Annotated in this window: 22 protein-coding genes, 1 pseudogene and 1 riboswitch; of the genes and pseudogenes, 7 read left to right on the top strand and 16 right to left on the bottom strand. The window is 69.2% G+C overall.

Translation table 11 applies throughout. The features are described from left to right. Positions 1–5: 5 nt before the first annotated feature. Positions 6–1,055: a zinc-dependent metalloprotease gene (locus tag FB381_RS02210; protein WP_141778776.1), complete on the bottom strand. Its 1,050-nt coding sequence runs from the start codon at positions 1,053–1,055 to the stop codon at positions 6–8. A 24-nt stretch (positions 1,056–1,079) separates the two neighbouring features. Continuing rightward, complete coding sequence (gene dacB / locus FB381_RS02205; RefSeq protein ID WP_141778775.1) at positions 1,080–2,456, bottom strand: D-alanyl-D-alanine carboxypeptidase/D-alanyl-D-alanine endopeptidase; 1,377 nt, start codon at positions 2,454–2,456, stop codon at positions 1,080–1,082. 14 nt (positions 2,457–2,470) lie between these two features. On the opposite strand from dacB, the gene FB381_RS02200 reads away from it, so the two are divergent. After that, positions 2,471–3,031, top strand: a complete 561-nt coding sequence (locus FB381_RS02200; RefSeq protein ID WP_425465435.1) for an inorganic diphosphatase — start codon at positions 2,471–2,473, stop codon at positions 3,029–3,031. A 165-nt stretch (positions 3,032–3,196) separates the two neighbouring features. On the opposite strand, the gene FB381_RS02195 is transcribed toward FB381_RS02200, so the two are convergent. The 8 genes and pseudogenes from FB381_RS02195 to FB381_RS02165 all read right to left on the bottom strand — a co-directional run bounded on the left by FB381_RS02195 (position 3,197) and on the right by FB381_RS02165 (position 11,968). Beyond that, entirely contained in the window at positions 3,197–3,748 is a 552-nt protein-coding gene (locus tag FB381_RS02195; protein WP_141778773.1) for an AAA family ATPase, read from the bottom strand. Positions 3,749–3,775: 27 nt separating this feature from the next. Continuing rightward, positions 3,776–4,468 carry a hypothetical protein gene (locus tag FB381_RS02190; RefSeq protein ID WP_141778772.1) on the bottom strand — a complete coding sequence of 231 codons (693 nt, stop codon included), beginning with the start codon at positions 4,466–4,468 and terminating at the stop codon, positions 3,776–3,778. 114 nt (positions 4,469–4,582) lie between these two features. Further along, positions 4,583–4,717: pseudogene (locus FB381_RS24550) on the bottom strand (type IV toxin-antitoxin system AbiEi family antitoxin domain-containing protein); the annotation flags it as partial. Positions 4,718–4,954: 237 nt separating this feature from the next. After that, positions 4,955–6,868, bottom strand: coding sequence for an acyl-CoA dehydrogenase family protein (locus FB381_RS02185; RefSeq protein ID WP_141778771.1), 1,914 nt, complete (start codon positions 6,866–6,868; stop codon positions 4,955–4,957). A 32-nt stretch (positions 6,869–6,900) separates the two neighbouring features. Continuing rightward, positions 6,901–7,968, bottom strand: coding sequence for a phosphatase PAP2 family protein (locus FB381_RS02180; protein ID WP_141778770.1), 1,068 nt, complete (start codon positions 7,966–7,968; stop codon positions 6,901–6,903). A gap of 11 nt (positions 7,969–7,979) precedes the next feature. Then, positions 7,980–8,996, bottom strand: a complete 1,017-nt coding sequence (locus FB381_RS02175) for an ABC transporter ATP-binding protein (protein ID WP_141778769.1) — start codon at positions 8,994–8,996, stop codon at positions 7,980–7,982. A gap of 225 nt (positions 8,997–9,221) precedes the next feature. Further along, complete coding sequence (locus FB381_RS02170) at positions 9,222–10,895, bottom strand: ABC transporter permease (protein ID WP_246087919.1); 1,674 nt, start codon at positions 10,893–10,895, stop codon at positions 9,222–9,224. Further along, entirely contained in the window at positions 10,892–11,968 is a 1,077-nt protein-coding gene (locus FB381_RS02165) for a thiamine ABC transporter substrate-binding protein (protein ID WP_141778768.1), read from the bottom strand. Before FB381_RS02165 ends, FB381_RS02170 begins: the two co-directional genes overlap by 4 nt. Further along, positions 11,958–12,067: riboswitch (TPP riboswitch) on the bottom strand. (Overlaps the previous gene by 11 nt.) Before the next feature lie 59 nt (positions 12,068–12,126). Here FB381_RS02165 and FB381_RS02160 point away from each other — a divergent pair. Beyond that, positions 12,127–12,558 (top strand): GNAT family N-acetyltransferase, encoded by a 432-nt coding sequence (locus FB381_RS02160; protein ID WP_141778767.1) that lies wholly within the window; start codon positions 12,127–12,129, stop codon positions 12,556–12,558. Here FB381_RS02160 and FB381_RS02155 read toward each other — a convergent pair. The 3 genes from FB381_RS02155 to FB381_RS02145 are packed head-to-tail and all read right to left on the bottom strand — an operon-like array spanning position 12,548 to position 14,410. Next, positions 12,548–13,597 carry an MBL fold metallo-hydrolase gene (locus tag FB381_RS02155; protein ID WP_141778766.1) on the bottom strand — a complete coding sequence of 350 codons (1,050 nt, stop codon included), beginning with the start codon at positions 13,595–13,597 and terminating at the stop codon, positions 12,548–12,550. The two genes, FB381_RS02160 and FB381_RS02155, sit on opposite strands and share 11 nt — an antisense overlap. Then, on the bottom strand, positions 13,563–14,000 hold the full coding sequence (locus FB381_RS02150; RefSeq protein WP_141782559.1) for a hypothetical protein: 438 nt from the start codon (positions 13,998–14,000) through the stop codon (positions 13,563–13,565). The genes FB381_RS02155 and FB381_RS02150 overlap by 35 nt, the downstream gene beginning before the upstream one ends. A 53-nt stretch (positions 14,001–14,053) precedes the next feature. Beyond that, complete coding sequence (locus FB381_RS02145) at positions 14,054–14,410, bottom strand: hypothetical protein (RefSeq protein WP_141778765.1); 357 nt, start codon at positions 14,408–14,410, stop codon at positions 14,054–14,056. Positions 14,411–14,426: 16 nt separating this feature from the next. Here FB381_RS02145 and FB381_RS02140 point away from each other — a divergent pair, with 16 nt between their 5' ends. Together FB381_RS02140 and FB381_RS02135 are read left to right on the top strand one after the other, a co-directional pair. After that, positions 14,427–15,227 carry a putative protein N(5)-glutamine methyltransferase gene (locus FB381_RS02140; protein WP_141778764.1) on the top strand — a complete coding sequence of 267 codons (801 nt, stop codon included), beginning with the start codon at positions 14,427–14,429 and terminating at the stop codon, positions 15,225–15,227. Between the two features lie 231 nt (positions 15,228–15,458). Further along, positions 15,459–16,175 carry a YwaF family protein gene (locus FB381_RS02135; protein ID WP_141778763.1) on the top strand — a complete coding sequence of 239 codons (717 nt, stop codon included), beginning with the start codon at positions 15,459–15,461 and terminating at the stop codon, positions 16,173–16,175. On the opposite strand, the gene FB381_RS23785 is transcribed toward FB381_RS02135, so the two are convergent. Next, positions 16,139–16,327, bottom strand: coding sequence for a hypothetical protein (locus FB381_RS23785; RefSeq protein ID WP_170225003.1), 189 nt, complete (start codon positions 16,325–16,327; stop codon positions 16,139–16,141). The genes FB381_RS02135 and FB381_RS23785 overlap by 37 nt on opposite strands. Here FB381_RS23785 and FB381_RS02130 point away from each other — a divergent pair. Both FB381_RS02130 and FB381_RS02125 read left to right on the top strand, forming a co-directional pair. Further along, on the top strand, positions 16,265–16,996 hold the full coding sequence (locus FB381_RS02130) for a helix-turn-helix domain-containing protein (RefSeq protein WP_141778762.1): 732 nt from the start codon (positions 16,265–16,267) through the stop codon (positions 16,994–16,996). The genes FB381_RS23785 and FB381_RS02130 overlap by 63 nt on opposite strands. After that, positions 16,993–17,721, top strand: coding sequence for a hypothetical protein (locus tag FB381_RS02125; protein WP_141778761.1), 729 nt, complete (start codon positions 16,993–16,995; stop codon positions 17,719–17,721). Before FB381_RS02130 ends, FB381_RS02125 begins: the two co-directional genes overlap by 4 nt. Here FB381_RS02125 and cds1 read toward each other — a convergent pair whose 3' ends face one another. Next, positions 17,722–18,810 carry an L-cysteine desulfhydrase Cds1 gene (cds1, locus tag FB381_RS02120; RefSeq protein ID WP_141778760.1) on the bottom strand — a complete coding sequence of 363 codons (1,089 nt, stop codon included), beginning with the start codon at positions 18,808–18,810 and terminating at the stop codon, positions 17,722–17,724. A gap of 173 nt (positions 18,811–18,983) precedes the next feature. Between cds1 and FB381_RS02115 the strand changes: the two genes are divergently transcribed. Next, entirely contained in the window at positions 18,984–20,447 is a 1,464-nt protein-coding gene (locus tag FB381_RS02115; protein ID WP_141778759.1) for a malate:quinone oxidoreductase, read from the top strand. Positions 20,448–20,544: 97 nt separating this feature from the next. Here FB381_RS02115 and FB381_RS02110 read toward each other — a convergent pair whose 3' ends face one another. Continuing rightward, complete coding sequence (locus FB381_RS02110; RefSeq protein WP_246087918.1) at positions 20,545–21,927, bottom strand: FAD/NAD(P)-binding protein; 1,383 nt, start codon at positions 21,925–21,927, stop codon at positions 20,545–20,547. Between the last annotated feature and the right edge of the window lie 66 nt (positions 21,928–21,993).

Here is a 21,993-nt window from a genome sequence, read left to right as displayed (position 1 = left end):
GCCGGCTAGAGGACGCGAGCGACCCAGGCGTCCGGGTCGACGATCTCGGCCTTCGACGGGAGGTTCTCGGGGCCGGCGAAGACGGCGTTGAACTCCTCCATGCCGACCCGGTCGACGACGTGGCGTACGAACTTCGCGCCGTCGCGGTACTGCGCCATCTTGGCCTCGAGACCAAGGAGCCTGCGCAGCAGACGGTCGAGCACGCCGATGCCCTGGCGGCGCTTGTTGAAGGCCTTGCGGATCGAGGTGACGCTCGGGATCACGCCGGGGCCGACGTCGTCCATGACCACGTCGGCGTGGCCCTCGAGCAGCGACATCATCCCGGTCACCCGGTCGATGATCTCCTTCTGCTCGGGCTTGGCGAACGCGTCGACGATGCTGCCGTTGCCCTTGAGCGCCTCGGTGACCCGCTGCAGCCCGCCGTCGAAGAGCGAGGCCGGGTCCATCGCGTCGGAGAGGCCCTCGATCTGGGTGAAGAGATGGTCGCGCATCCACGGGCTCGCGGTGAACTGCACCCGGTGGGTCTCCTCGTGGAGGCAGACCCACAGCCGGAAGTCGGTCGGGTCGAGGCCGAGCTCACGCTCGACGTGGACGGCGTTGGGGGCGACCAGCAGCAGCCGGCCCGACGGGTCGGAGAACGGGTCGAACTGGCCGAGGATCTTCGAGGACATGAAGCCGAGCAGGCCACCGACCTCAGCAGCACTGATCTTCGAGCCGACGGCCTGTGTGAAGGCGCCCGGCGCGCGCTTCTCGGTCATCCGGTCGACCACCGGCGTGATCACGTTGGCGAAGGTGTCGGCGTTGGCCTGGATCCAGCCCTTCCTGTCGACCACCAGCACCGGGGCGGTGTCGCGGGGCGCGTCGAGACCGGTGAAGTCGCGTACGAACTCGGTGGCCTTCGCTGCGTCGGCGCGCAGCTCCTCGACGGCGTGCTGGGCCTCCGTACGGGAGACGATCGGGCCCTCGCCGGCGACCTTGGCGCCAAGGCGTACGGCCAGGTCCCAATCGACCATGGAGGCTCCGGACGGGCTGGTGTCCTCAGCGCGATGGGTCATGCGTACGACCGTAGCCGAACCGGCCTACCCCGAACATCGACACGTCGCGACCGCGGTCATCGCGTCGTCGAGCGCGTCGCGTACGTCCAAGGTCTTGTCCTTCTTGAAGCGGTCGGCCATCAGCACGACGACGAACGGGGTGCCGCGGGCGTCGACCGTGATGCCCGCGAGCGAGGAGACACCGGTGAGGGTGCCGGTCTTGGCGCGGACCAGGCCCCGGCCCGGCTCGGCGTCGAAGTTGAACCGCAGCGAGAGCGAGCCGACCCAGCCGGCGACCGGGAGGCCGGTCAGCACGGGCGCGAGCTCGGGGCGGTCGGGGTCGGCGGCGGTCTGGATCGTGCTCGCCAGCAGGCTCGGTGGGATCCGGTTCTGCCGGGACAGGCCCGAGCCGTCACGGAGGACGAGGCCGTCGGTGTCGATGCCGAGGTCTGCGAGCGTTGCCCTGATCGCCTTCGTCGAGCCGTCGAACGTCGCCTCACCTGCGGCGACACCGACGTGACGGGCGAGCACCTCGGCGAGCTGGTTGTCGCTGTGCACGAGCGTGTACTCGACGATCTCGCGCAACGTGTCGCCCCGATGGCTGGCGAGCTGGGTGCCGGCCTTCGTGCCCCGTGTGGGCTTGCCGACGACCTTGATCCCGTGCTTGGCCAGGGCTCGCTTGAACTGGTCGGCCGCGGCCTGGGACGTGTCCCTGCTGTGCGCGCCTTCCGGCGAGCGGCCGTGGTCGACCAGCAGCGCGGTGATCTCACCGACGACGCTCCCCATGTATCCCGGGCGCCAGGCCGGGCTGACCGACGGACCCGCGAAGAGGCTGTCGTCGTAGGCGAGCTTGACCGTCTTGGTCCCGAGCGCGTCCGCGGTCTCGGCGGCGAGGGTGTCGAGATCGGCCGTGGTGAGAGATGCGTCACCACCGCCGACCAGGGTGAGGGTCGACCCCTGGAGCGTGGTCGTGGTCTCGAAACGACGCTCCGATCCGTACGCCTCGAGCACCGCCGCACTGGTCAGCAGCTTCGTCACGCTCGCCGGTGTGGAGGCGCCGGTGCCGTGGGCGACCAGGGGCGGGCCGTCGAGCGAGGAGATGGTGGCCTTGAGGTGCCTGCCGAGGCGCTTGTCGCGGACCATGCCGCGCATCACCTGCTCCAGCGCGGCCTGATCGGGCTTTCCGGGAGCATGGGTCTCTTCTCCGGTGACCGCCGCGGGGCTGACCGCCCGGATGTGCAGCGCCGCGGGCGGAGGGGTCGGCGCGACGTTGCCGCGGGCATACCGCACCCACCCCAGGGCGTACGCTCCCGCTGCCGCTCCGACGAGGAGCGCCAGCACCAGGGGCAGGACGATCACCAGCTTGCCGCGGGCTTCCTCCGGCTCTTCGGAAGGCCACTTCGGCTGGCTGTGCGGCTCCACGGATATCCTCCTCGATGCCGGACCTGACGCTCATCGATGTCAGACTGTCCGGCATTCCGTTTTGGTTTGTCTGGAGGCAAAAAGTGGCGCACGAGTTCGACGTACTGATCGAGGTCCCCAAGGGATCCCGCAACAAGTACGAGGTGGACCACGAGTCGAACCGGCTTCGACTCGACCGCGTCCTGTTCACCTCCATGATGTACCCCGCAGACTACGGCTACATCGAAGACACGCTCGGTGGCGACGGGGACCCGCTCGACGCGCTGGTGCTGACTCCCTACCCGCTCTTCCCGGGCGTGCTGGTCGAGTCGCGCCCCGTCGCGATGTATGTCATGGAGGACGAGAAGGGCCAGGACGAGAAGGTCCTCTGCGTCCCCTGCGACCCCCGCTTCGACCACATCCAGGACCTCGGCGACGTCGACGAGTGGACGCTCAACGAGATCAAGCACTTCTTCGAGCACTACAAGGACCTCGAGCCCGGCAAGACCGTCAAGGGCTCCGGCTGGGTCGGCAAGGACAAGGCCATCGAGGAGATCGAGGCTTCGGTCGACCGGTTCAAGAACTCGGGTCACTGAGGTTCTCTCGCCGCTGCGGGTGTCGACCGAGGTAGTCGGTCGGGTCGCGGATGCTGACCGAGGTAACTCGGTCGAGCGGCCGATATTCACCGAGGTAACTCAGTCAGGTCGCGCTGCCTTCGTGGGATTCCACGAAGGCAGCGTTCATTTACCGAGGTACCTCGGTCAGCATCCATCCAGCGCGGTGCGCAACGAGGCGTAGGTCGCGTCCACCTCTCCGGCGACGCTGGGAATGACCTTCGTCGCGGGACGTTGCGCCCGCAGGTCGGCGAGCTTGGAGACGTACACACGCAGGTGCTCGTCGCCACCGGACTCCCACACGATGTCCCTCACGATCGGGTGCCACGGGTCGTTGCCGTCGTCGCGATCGTGGAAACGGCGCACGCCGTCGTCCTCGGCTGCCTCGATCAAGACCTCCACGAACTCGGCGCCGGCGTCATGCGCCGCTTTCTCGAAGCGCTCGAGCTCGCTGAGCCTGGCCAGCAGCTGTGGTAGCACGACGTCGCCGGACTCGCGGAGATAGCCCCGGATCATTCCCAACGCCGCCGGCCGGATCCGTGCCCCGGCGCCGACGAAGTCGCCGCGCCACCCGCTGATGAACGTGCGCAGCAGATCGATGTCGCACACCAGCGTGCCCGGGTGGTCGGCCGCGAAGCGCCTGGCGAGCGTCGACTTTCCGACTCCGGGCATCCCGTTGATGAGGATCAGTCTGGCCACATGGCCAGTCAACCAGCCGAGGCGGGATCAGCTGGCGACCCGCATCCGAGACTCGAATCGGGACAGGGTCTGCCTGGGTCTGTCCAGGTCGTCCCAGACGACCCGCACGAACCCGTAGTCGGTGATCTCGCGAATCTCGTCCTCGCGCCGCTTCTCCTCGAACACCGCCTCGCTCGGCAACTGGCCGGGCCGGAGCAGCTTTCCGTACTTCACCTTCCCGTCGAACTCTCCGAACAGCCGAAACTGGGGCCAGGCCCAGTCGATGACGCCGACGAGCGAACCGTCGGCACGGTGGACGGGCACCTGCAGCAGCGGGCGCGGCAGGCCGCCGACACGGAACAACCACAGACAGCGGGACTCCGCGATCGACCCCGACAACGGATCCGCGTGAGCGACCGCGGCTCCGAGAGGGTGGCTGAAGGGCCACTGGTTCATCCGTCTGTATTCGGCGACGAGCTCCTCCTTCGTGAACGCCTTCGCCCTCAGACCGGCATCGAGAAGACACTGAGCGACCTCATCGGTGGCTTGGAGGCTCGTCTCCAGCGCGCACCGAACCGCGGGCAGCGTACGCAGCCCGTCCTGTGTCTCGATCTCTTCCTCCCCGACGACGCCCAGGTGGTGGACGACGTCTCCCTCGAGCGGCCTGCCGGCACCGTCGAGCCTGGTGACATGCACCTTGGCCAGGTCCACACCCCACAGATCGATCCCGTGAGCAACCATGCCGGACGAGTGACTCAGCACGACCTTGCGGCCTAGCGAACGCTGCACGGCTCGGGCACGGACGCGGTGTCGTCCGACCGCATCGAGCGCTTTCCACTCGTCGGCAAACACGTAGGCCCCGCGCCTGATCCGATGCCATGCGCCTTGACGGACGACCCCAGTGATCTCGCGGTCTGCGTAGCCCGCGTTCTTCGCTTCCCTGCGTGTGAAGAAACCTTCAGCGGCGGTGATGATTCGTAGTGGGTCCATGGATCCAGGGTTCGTCTCCACACCGACATTTCCGACCTGAAAATGGCGCGCTGTGGATAACGGCGAATCGAACATGGACTGTGGACAACCAGCGGCCCGTTATCTTGCACGGCCCTGGGTTGGATGCTCACCGAGGTAACTCGGTGAACGCACGCTGACCTCGTGGAGCTCCACGAAGGAAGTGACACCCGACCGAGTTACCTCGGTGAGCATCCACCCCGCCGCCAGCCCCGCACCTCAGCCGAGCAGGTCCTTGGCACGCAGCAGCGGCTCGGGCACCCCGAAACCGTCGACGAGCAGGCGAGCGTGGGGGCGCAGCTCGCGGCAGAGGCGGTTGACCTCGGAGGTGATGGCTTTGGAGCGCTCGGAGGAGAGGCGTCCGTGCTCCATGAACCAGGCGCGGTCGGCCTCGATGACGGAGAGGGCGTTGAGGTCGCAGAGCTGCTCCATCAGGTCGTGGAGGTCGCCCTCGGGCAGGCTGCGTACCTTCTCGCTGAACGCCTCGTGGATCAGCCGCTCGACGTGGGCGTGCGCCACCCCGATGACGTGGTCCTGCACGGAGGAGAACACCTCGCCGGCGTTACGTCCGGCATCGACGCCGGCCTTCAGGCGTCGGGCGACGCCGCCGAGCATGTGCTCCTCACGGAAGCGCAGCATCGCCAGGTGGTAGTCGGAGTCGAGAATGTCGGGCTCGCGCTCACCCGCGATCGGTACGACGTCACGGACCCGTTCGAGCAGCTTGTGCACGGCGGTGCGCTCCAGGACGGTGTCGACGGCGAGACCGGCCACGAAACGCACCATCGCGAGCTGGTCCATCTCCGAGAACTCGCTCGAGTAGTCGGTGAGCAGGCCCTTCGCCACCAGCTGCAGCAGCACCGTGTTGTCGCCCTCGAAGGTCGTGAACACGTCGGTGTCGGCCTTCAGCGCGGTGAAGCGGTTGGCGGCCAGATAGCCCGCGCCACCGCACGCCTCCCGGCACTCCTGGATAACCCGGGTGGCGTGCCAGGTCGCCAGCGCCTTGGTGCCGGCGGCCCGCGACTCGAGCTCGCGGCGGGCATGCTCCGAGGTCTCGGCACCGCTGAAGACGGCGTGCAGATCGTCGCGTACGACCTCCTGCGCGAAGCGCAGCGCATAGGTGCGCGCGACGAGCGGCAGCAGGCGCCGCTGGTGCTGTCCGTAGTCGAGCAGCAGGTCTTCGGAGGTCTCGGAGGTCGCCTCGAACTGTCGCCGCCGCAGCGCGTAGCGGACCGCGATCGTCAGCGCGACCTCGGAGGCCCGGATGCCGGCCCCGCCGACCGAGACGCGCCCCTGGATGAGGGTGCCGAGCATGGTGAAGAAGCGGCGGCCCGCCGACTCGATGTCGGAGACGTAGTCGCCCTCCTCGGTGACGTCCGCGAAGCGGTTGAGCAGCGACGTACGCGGCACCCGCACGCCCGAGAACCAGATCCGTCCGTTGTCGACGCCGTTGAGGCCCATCTTGAGCCCGTCGTCCTCGATGCGCACTCCGGGAGCGACCTCGCCGGAGACCCGGATCGGCACGACGAACGCGTGGACGCCGCGCTCCTCGCCACCGACGACGAGCTGAGCGAAGACGACCGCGAGCTCGCCGTGAGCGGCCGCGTTGCCGATGTAGTCCTTGTAGGCGTCCTCCTGGGTCGTCTCGATGACGAACTCCTGCGCAGCCGGATCGTAGGTGGCCACAGTCGCCACCGCGGCCACGTTGGAACCGTGCCCGTGCTCGGTCATCGCGAACGACCCGAGCAGCCGCCCGGCCACGATGTCGGCCAGGTAGGCGTCGTGGTGGCGCGCCGTGCCCAGCTGGAGGATCGCGCCGCCGAAGAGGCCGAACTGCACGCCCGACTTCACCAGCAGCGAGAGGTCGCCTCCGGCCATCTCCTCGAAGGCAGCGATGGAGGCACCGACATCGCCACCGCCGCCGTACTCCTTCGGGAAGCCGAGCCCCGACTGGCCGGTCGCGGAGATCTCGAGCAGCACCTCCAGGACCCGATCGCGGTACTCGGCTCGAGGCAGCTCCTCGACCTCGTCGAGGAACCCGGCGTGGTCGGTGAGCGACGTGCGTACGTCGGCTCTGACCGCGGCGTAGCGGCCGTCGAGAAGTGAAGTCAGTGCGGTGGCATCGATGGCGTTCACAACCGCCACCCTAAGCCCAGCGCGCAGACCGATCAGGTCAACTCGTGGGCCACCTTGGACTCGCGTTCGGCGATCTCGTCGGACTCCACGCGAAGCCTGCGTACGCCCTTGCGTTGGAACTTCTGGTTCGCCGCCAGACCACCGAGGTAGTAGGCGACCAGGGCGATCATGCAACCCGCGACGTCGTCGGCGAGGTAGTGCCAGCCGAAGTAGATGGTCGCGACGACGGTGATCCCGAAGTTGATCCAGCCGGCCCAGCGGGCGATCTTGTTGTTGATCGTCGCCTGGATCATCAGCGCCATCAGCAGGGTGATGCCGCAGTGCAGCGAGGCGAACCCGCCGACGGACTGCACCACGTTGGAGTCGACGTCGAAGAGCACATGTTGTCGGGTGAAGACCAACGACTGCATCAACGCGCTCGCCGGCGTGTCCGGCAGGTCGGAGTAGAGATAGGGGTAGTTCAGCCCGGGGCCGACGGTCGGCAGGCAGTAGTAGGAGACCGTGCCGAGGATCCACGCGATGCACTGCGCGCTGACGAACCAGTAGCCGTAGGCGAGGTTGCGCGACCACACCAGCCAGCCGGCGACGGCGAACGGCACCAGCGGCAGGAACCACATGTAGATGTAGGAGAGGAACCAGGCCACCCAGCCGGTGCCGAGGAGGTCGTGGAGCATGATCGCCGGGTCGGCGCCGAAGAGCACCGCCTTGTCGATCAGGTGCAGCTCGTGGTCGAACTCGTAGGTCTCCGGCACCACGAACGGCAGGAACGACTTGAGGTTCCGGTAACAGACGTAGACCAGGTAGAAGCAGACGATGCCCATCGCCACGAGCGTCAGCCGCTCGCGGGTCCAGTGACTGCGGAGCCGAGACGTGAAGATCGGCCCCATCGCCCGCCAGTTGAACTTCGATTTCCACAGCGTCCGTGGCACGAGGTCGACGAGGAGCGCCGCTCCGACCAGGAGGGGAAGGCGGAGCCACGTGGGTCCGAGGAAGCCCTCTGGGTCGAGCATGCGCTTGTCGACGATCTGCGCGGTCACGACTGCGATCAGGCCGAAGATCAGCGCGCTTCCGACGAGGAGGATCTGAGCGCGTCGATACATAGCCGCTAATTCTAAGTGGGGGGTGGGTGCGCTGCCGATTCGGGGAGAGCTGATTCCGGGATCGCGAGACGGTTCGGCTCGACGCGGAGCGCGATGTTCTCCCCCGGTGCGGGCGCTTCGTCGGCGACCGCGTCGACCTCTCCGACGCCCGGAAGACGTACGACGAGCCGCAGCTGTTCCGGCGTCGCCCTGGCCGAGACCACGGTGCCGGTGAGCGGCCCGGAGGGGTCGGCGACGAAGGCCGAGCGGCGCAGCGCGACCTCGTCGGCGGAGGTCATCCCGGCGGCCTCCAGGACGGTGCGTGCCGCAGCACCCTCGAGCACTCGGGCGTAGCCCAGGAAGCTCGCGGCCCAGGCGTCGGTCGGCGTCGCCCACACGTCCCGGAGCGTGCCCTCCTGCACCAGCCGCCCGTCACGCAGCAGCGCGATCCGGTCGGCGACGGCGAAGGCCTCCTCCTGGTCGTGCGTGACCATCAGCGCCGTCGTGCCGGACTCGTGCAGGATCCGTCTCAGGTCTCCCGCCAGGCGCTCCCGCAGCCCGGCGTCGAGTGCGGAGAGCGGCTCGTCGAGGAGCAGCAGCCGTGGTTCGACCGCGAGCGCCCGGGCGAGCGCGACCCGCTGCCGCTCGCCACCGCTGAGGGTGCCGGGGAGACGGTCCTGATAGCCGCCCAGGCCGACGAGCTCCAGCAGATCACCTGCCTTTTTCGTGCGGACGGCGGCGGCCATGCGGCGCAGTCGCATCGGGTAGGCGACGTTGCCGGCGACGGTGAGATGCGGGAACAGCTGCCCGTCCTGGAACATCAGCGCGAACCCACGCTTGTGCGTCAGCACCCCACGCAGCGACCGGCCGTCCCACTCGATCGCTCCCCCCGCATCCTCCAGCCCGGCCACGGCTCGCAGCAGCGTCGACTTCCCCGACCCCGACGGCCCCAGCAGCGCCAGGACCTCGCCGTCACCCAGCTCCAGGCTGACGTCTTCGACCGCGGTCGTCCCGTCGTACGCGACCGACACCTCACGCAGCGACAGCATCACTCTCTCCTCCCCGAAAGGTCACTCGTGCAGGCCGAAGCGTCACTCGTGCAGGCCGAAGCGTCACTCGTGCAGGCCGAAGCGTCACTCGTGCAGGCCGAGAAGTCAGTCCTGCAGACGTGACTTCTCGACCTGCAGGACTGACGCTTCGACGTACAGCCGTGACCTTTCGACCTGCACAAGCGACCTCTCGACCTGCAGGAGTGACGTTTCGGCGGATGGGGTTCACAGGGCTCCGATCGAGGGGACGCGGAGACGCTCGACGAGGAGCATCACGGCGGCGGTGGCGACGGCGAGGACGCAGGCGGCGGCGAGGGCCATGCCGTAGTTGTCGGACCCTGGGCGGGACAGCAGCCGGAGGATGACGACGGGGAGCGTGGGGCGCTCCTCGCGTACAAGGAACGAGGTGGCGCCGAACTCGCCGAGCGAGGCCGCGAAGGCGAAGCCTGAGGAGGCGAGCAGCGGCTTCCAGACGGCGGGTGCATCGACGGTCATGACCGTACGCAGCGGCCCGGCGCCGAGTCCGGCGGCGGCCTGCCGCAACCGGTCGTCGACCGAACCCAGCACCGGGACCAGCGTGCGCACCACCAGCGGAAGCGCGACGAGCGCCTGGGCCAGGGGTACGAGCCAGGGGGCGTCGCGCAGGTCCAGCGGCGGCGATCCGAGGGTCAGGTAGAGCCCGAGACCCAGCGTCACGGCGCTGACTCCGAGCGGCACCATGAACAGCCCGTCGAGCACCGCCCGCACCCGGCGCTCGCCACGGGTCCGCGACCGACGGGTCACCGCGAAGGCGACCAGCAGGCCGAGCGCCAGCGCGACCAGGGCGGCCTGCACCGCGACCGCCAGCGACGTCACCAGCGCCTGGGTGACCGGCACCGGCAGCGGCGGGTCGAAGCCCGGCGTCTGCAGCGCGACGTAGTTCGCGAGGCTCCAGCGGTCGTCCACCCGCAGCGATCCGAGCAGCAGCGCCAGCATCGGCCCGGCGACCAGCAGGACCAGCACCGCCGTCGACGCCAGGACCGGGAGGTCGCGGAGCGAGACCCGCCGGCGGCGTACGACGACCCGGGACTGCGCCGGGTCGGGCACCGCCCGAAGCCGACCGGCCACGACCAGCAACCCGACGACGACCACCAGCTGGAGCACCGACAGCACCGCGGCGCCAGGCAGGTCGAAGAGCGTGAAGGTCAGCTTGTAGATCTCGGTCTCGATGCTGTTGTAGCGGACCCCACCGAGGGTGAGCACGATCCCGAAGGCGGTGGCGCAGAAGAGGAAGACCACCGACGCGGCCGACACGATCGCGGGACGCAGCGCCGGCAGCGTGATCGTCATGAACACCCGCACCGGCCCAGCACCCAGCGCCGAAGCCGCCTCGCCCGGGCGCGGGTCGAGCGACTCCCAGGCCGCCCCGACCGCACGGATCACCACCGAGGCGTTGAAGAAGACCAGGCCCAGGATGATCGCGGTCGGTGTGCCGTCGAGCCCCAGGAATGCCAGGACTCCCGCCTCGCCGATGAGCTCACGGAAGGCGACACCGACGACCACCGTCGGGAGCACGAACGGCACCAGCAGCCCCGCCCGGATCACCCGCTGCAGCGGGAAGCTCAGCCGGCTGAGCGCGAACGCCGCCGGCAGCCCCAGCGCGACGCTCAACATCGTCGCCAGCCCCGAGGACCACAGCGTGAACCAGAGCGCCCGCTGGATCTCTGACCGCTCGAGCACCCGGATCACGACCGCGGGGTCGAAGGCCCCGTCGGCCATGAAGCCGCGCTGCACCATCCCGGTGACCGGCAGCACGAAGAAGACCGCCAGCACCGCCACCGGGATGGCGGCGAGTGCGATCAGGGTCCCGATGCGTCCGGACACGGCGCGGCGGGTGGGGCTCCCCAAGCGAGAGGTCACTGCGCGATCGTGTCACTCCACGTCGCCAGCCAGGCCTCCCGGTTCTCCTCGATCTCCTCGGGGTCGACGGAGAGCGGCGAGGTCGGCTGCTTGGCGTGCTTGGCCCAGTCGGCGGGCAGCTGGGCGCTCGAAGAGACGGGGAAGACGTACATGCTCTCCGGCAGTGCCTCCTGGACGCTGTCGGTGAGCAGGAAGTCGATCAGCGCCTGGGCGCCTTCGGGGTGGTCGGCGCCCTTGAGCACGCCGGCGTACTCGACCTGTCGGAAGCAGGTGTCGAGCAGGGCCGCGGTCGTCGACTTCCCGTCCTCGAGGGTGAACGCCGGCGAGGAGTCGTAGGAGACGACGATCGGGCGCTTGCCCTTGCCGCCGCCCTGGGTGAAGTCGGAGTAGTAGGCTTGGTCCCAGCCGTCGACGACCTTGGCGCCGTTGTCGATCAGCTTGCCCCAGTAGGACTCCCAGTCGTCCTCGCCGTACTCGGCGATCGTCGCGAGCAGGAAGGCCATCCCCGGCGTCGACGTCGCCGCACCCGGGGTGACCAGCAGATCCTTGTACGCCGGCTTCGCCAGGTCGTCGAGCGACCTCGGCGGCGCCAGCTTCTTCGCCGCGAACCATTCGGTGTCGACGTTGACGCACACGCTGCCGTTGTCGACCGGGGTGAGGAAGTGGTCGTCGTCGCCGGGAAGGTCGAACTCGGAGACGCCCTCGGGCACCTTGGCCGGCGTGTAGGACTCCAGCGCACCCTGGTCGATCGCCCGGCTGGCGAAGGTGTTGTCGAGCCCGAAGACGGCGTCGCCGTCGGGGTTGCCGGTGTCCATGGCGATCTTGGTGGTCAGCTCGCCACCGTCGCCCGCGTGCCGGATCTCCGCGGTGTAGCCGGTCTTCTCCTTGAACTCGGCCAGCACCTCCTTCGGCAGCGTGAAGCTGTCGTGGGTCAGCAGCACCACCGACTTGTCGTCGGCGCCGCCGGACGGCTTGCTGTCGGGCTCGGTGGACGTGCTCCCGCACGCGCCGAGCAGCAGCGCCGAGACCGCAGCGATCGCAGTGGCAGTGATGGCAGGCCTACGCTTGCGCACTCTGACTCCCTTCGCCGGTGTCAACCGGAGCAGGTTCGGAGGGTCTGCGGCCCGTGGCGTCCGCACTCTCAGGCCTCCCGGCCTCCCCTGTCTGTCGTGGTTCACCCTACCGGTGACCGGGCACGTCGAGGCCACCGGGGACGTGTCAGACTCCCAGCGTGACCAGCGTGAACATCTCGTCGTTCGACGACCTGAGCCCGAAGACCGCGTACGCCCTGTGGCAGCTGCGCCAGGAGATCTTCATCGTCGAGCAGGACTGCCCGTATCCCGACCTGGACGGTCGCGACCACGAGCCGGGCACGCTCCACGTGGTGCTCAGCGACGGCGACCGGGTCGCCGGCACCGCACGGATCCTCGACGACGGCGACGTGTGGCGGATCGGCCGGGTCGTGCTCGCCCCTGCCTACCGCGGCAAGGGCCTCTCCGACGTCATGATGACCGCCGCCGTCGAGGCGACGTCCGACCGCGCCGTCGTGCTCGACGCCCAGGCTCCGCTCGCCGGCTGGTATGCGACGTTCGGCTTCGTCAAGGACGGCGAGGAGTTCCTCGAGGACGGGATCCCGCACATCCCGATGCGGCTCACCCGCTGATCGCGAAGGTGATGCCCGCCTCGGTCTCCTCACGGCTCGCCTGACCGCGGGCGGCTAGCAGCTCGAGGTGAGCCTTGGTCTCCATGACGGCCAGGCCGGCGTTGAAGAAGTCGAGCTCGCTGAAGGCACGCTCGTGGCGGGTCCAGCCGAGATCGTTGGCCACCTCGAGCGCCGAGCTCCGGCCGGCCCGCAGCGACGCCAGGCTCTGCGCGAGCCGGTCCTCGTGGTGGGCCAGGAGCTCGTCGACGCGCGTGTGCGACGAGTCGGCGACCGGCCCGTGGGCGGGCAGAAGTCGCAGATCGGGCATCGAACGCACCTTCGTCAGCGACGCCATGAAGTCGCCGAGCGGATCGACGACGGGCACCGGCTCGAAGCCGATCGAGGGAGTGATCGTCGGCAGCACGTGGTCGCCGGCGAACAGGATCTCGGCCGCGGCGTCGGCGTAGACGTAATGGCCTTGGGTGTGGCCAGGGGTGTGCACGGCGTCGAGCTCGCGACCGGCGACGGAGAGGCGTACGTCGCCGTCGAGCCACTGATCGGGCATCCGCCAGTGGGCCAGGTCGGGCGCGGGAGGCGGGTTGGCCGCCCACACCTCGGCCAGCTCGTGAGCACCCGCGTGAGCGAGCAGCCGGTCGGTCGAGATCCAGCCGTCGAGGTCACCGTTGGTGAGCTCGAGCGTGGGCCGGTCGCCGGCGCCGAGCAGCACCTCCGCGCCGAACTCACCGCCGAGCACCGAGGCGAGCGTGTAGTGGTCGCGGTGCACATGGGTGACCAGGAACCGGCGGATGTCGCCGAACTCGAAGCCGAGCTTCGCAAGCCCCGCCTCCAGGGCCGAGCGCCCCTCGGTGATCGCCCAACCGCCGTCGACGAGCGAGAGCCCGTCGGCGCCCTCGAGGACGTAGATGTTGACCGCCTTGAGCCCGTCCATCGGCAGCGGCAGCGGGATCCGGTGGATGCCGTCGGCGACCGTCCACGCACCCGGGGCGGACCAGTGCTCCCCCGAGTCAGGCGAGATCGCGGTTGCTGTCGACTGGCTCATCGGTCTCCTTCGGTTTGACCTTCCAGAGCCAGAGGAGGCCCAGGATCGGCAGCAGCGCCGGTACGAAACCGTATCCGCTGCCGAACTTCGACCATACCGAGGCGTCCGGGAACCACGACGTCACGGTGAGCGACAGCGTGCCCACGACGAGCACCCCCGCCAGCTCGATCCAGAGCATGATCCGGGCGAAACCGGTCGAGCCGTTGGCCGCGCGGCGGATCGCGAACCAGCCCGCGACGTAGGTGGCCGCCGCGACCACGGACAGCGAGTAGGCGACCGGTGCCACCTCGAACTCCGTGATGACCTGCACCAACGAGCGTGCTCCCGCCGCGAGCACGAAGATCGCGTAGACGGTCAGCAGCACCAGGTGCGGACCGGAGCGGGGCCGTCGTGGGGTATTCACGCCTTTCGGGGTCCCCGCGGCGCCCGGAGCGAAGCGAGGACGTCGTGGGGTACTCATCGCACCATCATGACGCGCACGGCGACGACCCCGACCGCCAGGGCAGCCGCCGCGATCACGCCCGAGGACCAGGGCGAGCGGTCGCCGCGCATGGTCTGCAGCGCCAGCGGCATCAGGCACACCAGCGCGCCGAGGTATCCCAGGAAGGTCGAGAGCGACTCCGGCTTGCGACCGGCTGACCAGCCGGCCAGCGCACCGAGCGCGAGCACGAGCGCCAAGACCTCCAGCATCCACGCGAGCTGGTCGAGCCACTTCGGCCGCGGTGCCTTCAGCGCGACGCCGAGCGCGGCCGCGACCGTCACGAGGGCGGCATAGCCCGCGACGATGAAACCGATCGGAGTCAGGGCGTCCACATGACAATCTTCTCCAATGACCTCCCCCGCTCGTGACCCAGCCCCTGGTCCTGGGCTCGTCGCGCGCCTGCGCGCGGCCGGCTGTGTCTTCGCCGAGGAGGAGGCGGCACTGCTGCTGGGCGAGGCCGTCTCGCCCCAGGAACGAGAAGCCATGGTCGTACGCCGCGTGGCGGGCGAGCCGCTGGAGGCGGTCCTGGGCTGGGCCGAGCTCTGCGGGCTCCGGGTCCGGGTGGCGCCCGGCGTGTTCGTGCCTCGGCAGCGCTCGGCGCTGATGGTCGAGCTGGCGGTCGATCACCTCGGGCGGCCGTCGCGGCAGGCCCGGCGACCGGTCGTGCTCGACCTCGGGTGCGGCACCGGTGCCCTCGGCGCGGTCGTCGCAGCACGGGTGTCGGGGGTCGAGGTGTGGGCGACCGACATCGACCCGGCGGCCGTGGACTGCGCCCGGACGAATCTGCCGGCTCGCGGCCAGGTGCTCCTCGGTGACCTCTTCGACCCGCTCCCCCGCGATCTCGTCTTCGACGTGATCCTGGCCAACGCGCCCTACGTCCCGACGACGCGGATCGCCGACATGCCGCCCGAGGCCCGCGACCACGAGCACCGGGTCGCCCTCGACGGCGGCGAGGACGGGCTCGACGTCCAACGTCGCGTGATCGCGCAGGCGCCGGATCACCTGGTGCCCGGCGGGATTCTCGTCGTCGAGGCCGGGGAGGATCAGGCTCCGATCGCCGCGGGGCTGATGCGGGACCAGGGGCTCGCCGCGGAGATCCGGCACGACGAGGAGACCTACGCGACCGCGGTCAGCGGCACGAAGGCGTAAGGGCCCCGAAAACCAAGGCGTCCCTCTGGTTGCACACCACCCCCGCGGTGTGCACTCAGAGGGACAGCCACCGAGCTGGCGGATCCCCCCGGATCAACCACCAACCCTGGTGTCGGAGGGTCGTCCGCCCCCACCGGCGAACGCCCTCACGCCGATGGAACGGCCCACCCGTCATCGCATGACGCGGATTCGCGAGAACTTTTTTCCGGCTTGTCGTCCAGGCCGTCGTCGGTGGGTCAGACTTCCCACATGGAGGCGTACGGCCTGACCCACCTCGTGCCGTTGGCCCTGCTGGCTGCGGGGATCGTGGTGGTCGTCCGGCTGGGCAGGCGCCAGCGGGCGTACGGGAGACCATCGAGGTTCTCCAGAGGCTTCGCGCTGGCGATCCCCCTGACGACCATCCCGCTGCAGGCCCACGAGTGGGTCACCGACTTCGACCTCTTCATCGACCTCCCGCTCCAGCTGTGCGACCTGGCGTGGGTCGCGGCAGCGGTCGCGCTGTGGACCCACCGCCCCTATCCGACGGCGCTGGCCTGCTTCTGGGGTCTCACGCTGACCACCCAGGGCGTCTTCACGCCCGACGTGAAGGACTTCCCGGACGTCAGCTACCTCACCTACTGGGGCCTGCACCTGATGGTCGTGCTCGCCGCCGTCTACCTGGTCTTCGGCCTCGGGCTGCTGCCGCACTGGCGTGACTACGGCTGGACCGTCGCGACCACGGCGGCATGGGCCGTCGCGGCGTACGCCCTCAACCTCGTGCTCGACGCCAACTACGGCTACCTGCGCTACAAGCCACCGACGGCCTCGATGCTCGACCTGCTCGGCCCGTGGCCCTTCTACATCGTCAGCGAGATCGTCATCGTCGCCGGTGTGTGGGCACTGATCACCCTGGGGCTACGAACCTGGGCGCGTCACGAGGGGTCGACGAGCACGCCGGTGCGCTCGTAGTCGGCGAAGCGCTCATCGATATATTGCCTGAAACCTAGAGATTTCGATAGTATTTCCGCAATCATCGATGACTTTAAAGGATTCAGGCAATGGCCCGACTCAGTGTCGCGGAAGCCGCCGAGCGACTCGCCGTCGGCCCACAGCGCATCCACCAACGGATCCGAGACGGATCCTTGCCCGCCGAGCGCGTTGGCGGCCGTTGGATCATCGACGACAAGGATCTGCGCCGCGTCGCCGACTCCCACAAGCCCGGACGGCCCCTGTCCGCACGGTCAGCATGGGCACTGGTGGCGGTCGCTTCCGGCGACCCTTCCTGGCTCGGTGATCTCGCAGCTCCCGATCGCTCTCGGGCGCGGTCTCGCCTCCGGGCCCTGCTGGGTGCGGCCGAAGATGTCGACAACGAGCGCGAGGTTGCCAGGATGCTGTCGAGGGCACTTCGCAATCGCGCCGCCCGTCGCAGCTTCCATGCTTCGGTGCCTGATCTGCCCGACCTACGCGGCGATCACCGCATCCTGCGATCAGGGCTCTCGGATCCCGGGTCAGGGCTCAGCGCCGGCGACGTCGTCGAAGGGTATCTACTGAAAGATGACCTCGACGGCGTCATGCACGACTACCTGCTGAGCGAAGTCGACCGCGACCGCGCCAACGTCGTCCTGCATGTCTTCGCTCCCGGCGCACGACCACGGCACCTCGATGAGCGGGCACGAAAACTGCTCCTCGCCGCCGATCTCGCAGAGCACGGCGGCCCACGCGAGCTTGTCCGCGCCGTCGAGTCGCTGCGCGATCTCGCGGCCGGCCCGGGGAGCGCCGCCGACCGATGAGCGAACCGATCGTCATGCCCCCGATGGATGATGCGCAGGCCGCGTCCTGGCACGCCATGATGGAGCTGCACGCGAAGGTCCCGGCGAACTGGGCACTCGTCGGCGGTCAGCTCGTTCATCTGCACTGTGCTGAACGTGGCGCTTATCCGACGCGCCCGACGACAGACGCCGACACGGTCATCAACATCCGTGCCGATCCCCTGATGCTCGTCCGATTCACGACGGCGCTCGCCGACCTGGGCTTCACCGCTGACACCAGCGCCGAAGGCCACCAACACCGGTGGCGTCGCGATCTGGCCCAGATCGACGTCCTCATCCCGGAAGGCGTGGGGGAGCGCGCCGCGTCTCGCACTGGCGTCGGCGGAGCCCCGACAGTCTCCTCACCCGGGACGACTCAGGCGCTGGCTCGGACCGAGGCTGTGATCGTCGCCGTCGAGGGACGAGTCGGAACCATCTTGCGTCCCAACTTGATCGGCGCGCTCGTCGGTAAGGCAGCAGCGCGCGTCGATCTCGGCGGAGGCAGCGCGGCCTCTCGCCACTGCGTCGATTTCGTGGTGCTGGCTTCACTGGTCGCTGCCCGCGACTTTCGCATCACTTCGCTGGGACGCAAGGACAGACATCGGCTACGCAAGATGGTGCCGCTGTGCCGCGGCGACAGCGCGGCAATGCTCGTCGACCACGCCGACGAGCATCTGGCACGCATCCTTCGCGCAGTCGACCTCTGATCAGGAGGGGTCGACGAGCACGCCGGTGCGCTCGTAGTCGGCGAGGGCCGCGGCGTACGGGGTCAGGTCGATGCCCTTCTCCTTCACCCACGCGTCGTCGTAGTAGGACGAGGTGTAGCGCTCGCCGGAGTCGCACAGCAGGGAGACGACGCTGCCCTGCTCGCCCGCCTCCACCAGCTCGCGTACGACGCCCAGCGATGCCCACACGTTGGTGCCCGTGGAGGGGCCGACCGAGCGGCCCATCCGGGTCGAGAGCCAGCGCATCGTCGCGATCGAGGCGGCGTCGGGCACCTGCACCATGTCGTCGACGACCCCGCCGACGAACGACGGCTCCACCCGCGGGCGGCCGATGCCTTCGATGCGCGAGGGCATCCCGGTGGCGTAGTCGGAGGTGTCGCTCTCCCAGCCGCCGTAGAACGCGGAGTTCTCCGGGTCGGCGACGAGCAGCCTGGTGGAGTGGCGGCGGTAGTGGAGGTAGCGGCCGATGGTCGCCGAGGTGCCGCCGGTGCCGGCCGAGACGACGATCCAGGCCGGCACCGGGTGCCGCTCCTGCGACATCTGGTCGAAGATCGACTCGGCGATGTTGTTGTTGCCGCGCCAGTCGGTGGCCCGCTCGGCGTAGGTGAACTGGTCCATGTAGTGGCCGCCGCACTCGCGGGCGAGACGCTCGGCCTCGGCGTACATGTCGGGGGCGTGGTCGACGAAGTGGCAGGTGCCGCCGTGCCACTCGATCAGCGCGACCTTCTCCTTCGAGGTCGAGCGCGGCATCACCGCGACGAACGGAAGGCCGAGGAGCCCGGCGAAGTAGGCCTCGGAGACCGCGGTCGACCCCGAGGACGCCTCCACGACCGTCGCGCCCTCGTGGAGCCAGCCGTTGCACACCGCGTACAGGAACAGCGACCTCGCCAGGCGATGCTTCAGCGAGCCGGTGGGGTGCACGGACTCGTCCTTCAGGTAGAGGTCGATGCCCGGACATCCCGGCAGCGGCACGGCGTGCAGATGGGTGTCGGCGGAGCGCTGCGCGTCGGCCTCGACACGGCGTACAGCTTCGTCGATCCAGGCGCGATGCGAGTCAGAGAGGCGTGGCACCGCCCGAGCGTAACTCCACCCTGGCCTACCACCGACATGTGCGGTGAGCCACAATGAAGGACCGAATCACGCTGGACTCACCCCGGGGTCCGGGCAGTGAAGTTGCCCACAACTTAGACCGATCTAAGGACCCCGATTAACCATTGCGGACCCAAAAGCGAGACAAAAGACCTGTGGACGAACCTCTTGACGTAGTGCTGATCGGCGGCGGCATCATGAGCGCCACCCTGGGCGTGCTCCTCCAGGAGCTGGAGCCCAGCTGGTCCATCAAGCTCATCGAGCGGCTCGACTCGCTCGCCGTGGAGTCCTCCGGACCCTGGAACAATGCCGGCACCGGCCACTCCGCGCTGTGCGAGCTCAACTACAGCCCACAGACGGCCGACGGCTCGGTCGACATCACCAAGGCCGTGGGCGTCAACGAGCAGTTCCAGCTCTCCCGCCAGCTGTGGTCCTTCCTCGTCGAGAACGGTCGCATCCCCGACCCCGACAAGTTCATCCACACCGTGCCCCACATGTCGTTCGTGTGGGGCGAGAAGAACGTCGACTACCTGCGCAAGCGCTACGAGGCGCTCAAGGACCACCCGCTCTTCCCGGGGATGGAGTTCTCCACCGACCCCGAGGTCATCAAGGGCTGGGCGCCGCTGCTGCTCGAGGGCCGCACGTCGAAGTCGCTGGCCAACGAGCCGATCGCGGCCACCTGGACCAACGCCGGCACCGACGTCGACTTCGGCTCGCTCACCTCGATCCTGACCAAGACGCTGGTCGACAAGGGCGCCGACCTGGAGTCCGGCTCCGAGGTCACCGACCTGCACCAGACCACCGACGGCTTCTGGCACGTCTACGGCCGCAACGCGTCGGGGAAGTACCACCTGCGGTCGCGGTTCGTCTTCGTCGGCGCCGGCGGCTACGCGCTGCCGCTGCTGCAGAAGGCCTCGATCCGCGAGATCCGCGGCTTCGGCGGCTTCCCGGTCTCCGGCGAGTTCCTGCGTACGTCGAAGCCGGAGCTCGTCGCCCAGCACAAGGCCAAGGCCTACGGCAAGGCCGCCGTCGGCGCTCCGCCGATGTCGGTGCCCCACCTCGACACCCGTTACGTCGAGGGCGACACCCACCTGATGTTCGGCCCGTACGCCGGCTGGAGCCCGCGCTTCCTCAAGTCCGGGTCGCTCACCGACCTCTTCCTCTCCGTGCGCCCGCACAACCTGCTGCCGATGGTGCGCGCGGGTCTGAGCAACATGGACCTCACCGTCTACCTGGTCAAGCAGCTGCTGGCCTCGCCGAAGACCAAGTTCAAGGACCTGCAGGACTTCTTCCCCGCCGCGGACCGCAACGACTGGGAACGCATCACTGCAGGTCAGCGCGTGCAGGTCATCCGCCCCGACGGTGTGCTCCAGTTCGGCACCGAGGTCATCACCGCCGAAGACGGCACCATCGCCGGCCTCCTCGGCGCCTCCCCGGGCGCCTCGACCGCCCCGGGCATCATGCTCAACCTCCTGCAGCGCTGCTTCCCGGAGCGCTGGGACTCCTGGCAGCCGCAGCTCAAGACCATGATCCCGGCCAGCGGCGCCGACATGGTCGCCGACCCCGAGCTCGCCAGCGAGACCTTCGCGCGCACCGACCAGGCGCTCAACCTCGGCTGACCCAGCACCACCCGTCGAGAAGTCACTCCTGCAGGTCGAGTTGGCACGTCAGTGCCAACTCGACCTGCAGGAGTGACTTCTCGACCTGCGGGAGTGACTATTCGGCGGCGGTCAGGAGCGCGGCCACGGCGGCGGCCTGCACGCGGATCTCGGGGATGGCGGTCGCCTCATAGAGGGCGCCCTTGCAGGGCGGACCGACGGTCACCAGATTCCGTACGATGCGGCCGTCTGCTCCGCGCACGCGGCCGTCCTCGGTGACGTCGATGCCGAGGCGGAGCGGGTCGGGCACGATCAGGCCGCGCTTCTGCAGCGCGAGCAGGAGCGGGTTGTCGGTGCGGGTGATGTCGGGTGAGGGGCCGGTGCAGTTGATGACGGCGGTGACCTCGCGCTCCCCGTCGGCCAATGTGACGACCGGTTGCCCCACGCCATCGAGCCGGCAGCCGAGCACCCCGCCGGCGAGGATCTCCAGACGGCCCTCGGCCTGATAGGCGGCGAGGAGCGCGGCGATGCGCGGCGCCATGCGGTGGCGGCGTACCTCCCACTCGCGGGCGTAGACCTCGCGGAAGCGACGCCGCTCGGACTCGGGGAAGCGACGCCAGATCGACTGCGTCGGGCCACGCAGGCCGTCGATGACCGCGCGCCAGTCGACGCCGATCTCGGCCGCGTGCTCGAGCTGCTCGCGCACCAACTCGACGACGCCGTCGGCGGTCAGCGGACCGTCCGGGACCGGAGTCACCCACGAGGTGAACTGGTCGTCGACGTGCGGATTCGGCAGGAGCCCGTGACGGCTCACCATGACCACGCTGCGCGCCGGGGCCTCGTCGAGGAGCGTGACCGTCGTGTCGACAGCGGTCAGGCCGCTGCCGACGACGAGCACGGTCGCGTCGGCCGGCAGGGCGCTGATCCGGTCGACGTCCCAGGGGTCGGAGAGGTTCCACGGCGCCTCGGGCAGATCGGCGAACGGCTGCGGCGGCGGGTTGCCGTACGCCAGCACGACCGCGTCGGCGGCGTACGTCTCCTCGGGGCCGGCGGCACCATCGGCACCATCAGCACCGGTCACCACAGTGAAACCACCCCCGACCGGCTCGACGTCGACGACGGTCTTCCCCACCGTCTCCAGCGTGCCGGCGCCGGCTTCTGCCGCGGCAGCGAGGCGGTCGCACAGGTAGCGCGAGTAGTCGCGACGCGGCAGGAAGTCGGTCGGGCCGAGCTCGATGCCCGCGGCGGCAGCCCAGCTGAGCAGGTCGTCGCGGTCGTCGGGGAAGCCGGACATGTTGTTGGCCCGGACGTTGAGGAGATGACGCTCGTCGGTGGTGGAGTAGGCGACGCCGCGGCCCGCCTCGCCCCGTGACTCGAACAGCCGCACCGATGCTCCCCGGCGCAGCAGGTTGACGGCGGTCAGAGTGCCGCTCGCTCCCCCTCCGATGATCGCCACGGTGGGTGTGGAGGTCGGCGCGGGCGATGCGGCGTCTGTCGTCACCCGCACAGGGTAACCGCGCTATCCCGGCTTTGTTCACCGGCTTACTTGGTTTTCTCTCAAACCGCA

The sequence above is a fragment of the Nocardioides albertanoniae genome (genome assembly GCF_006716315.1).
GTDB lineage: Bacteria > Actinomycetota > Actinomycetes > Propionibacteriales > Nocardioidaceae > Nocardioides > Nocardioides albertanoniae.
The sequence above is the reverse complement of the archived record's forward strand: the minus strand, read 5'-3'. Positions and strand labels throughout refer to the sequence as shown.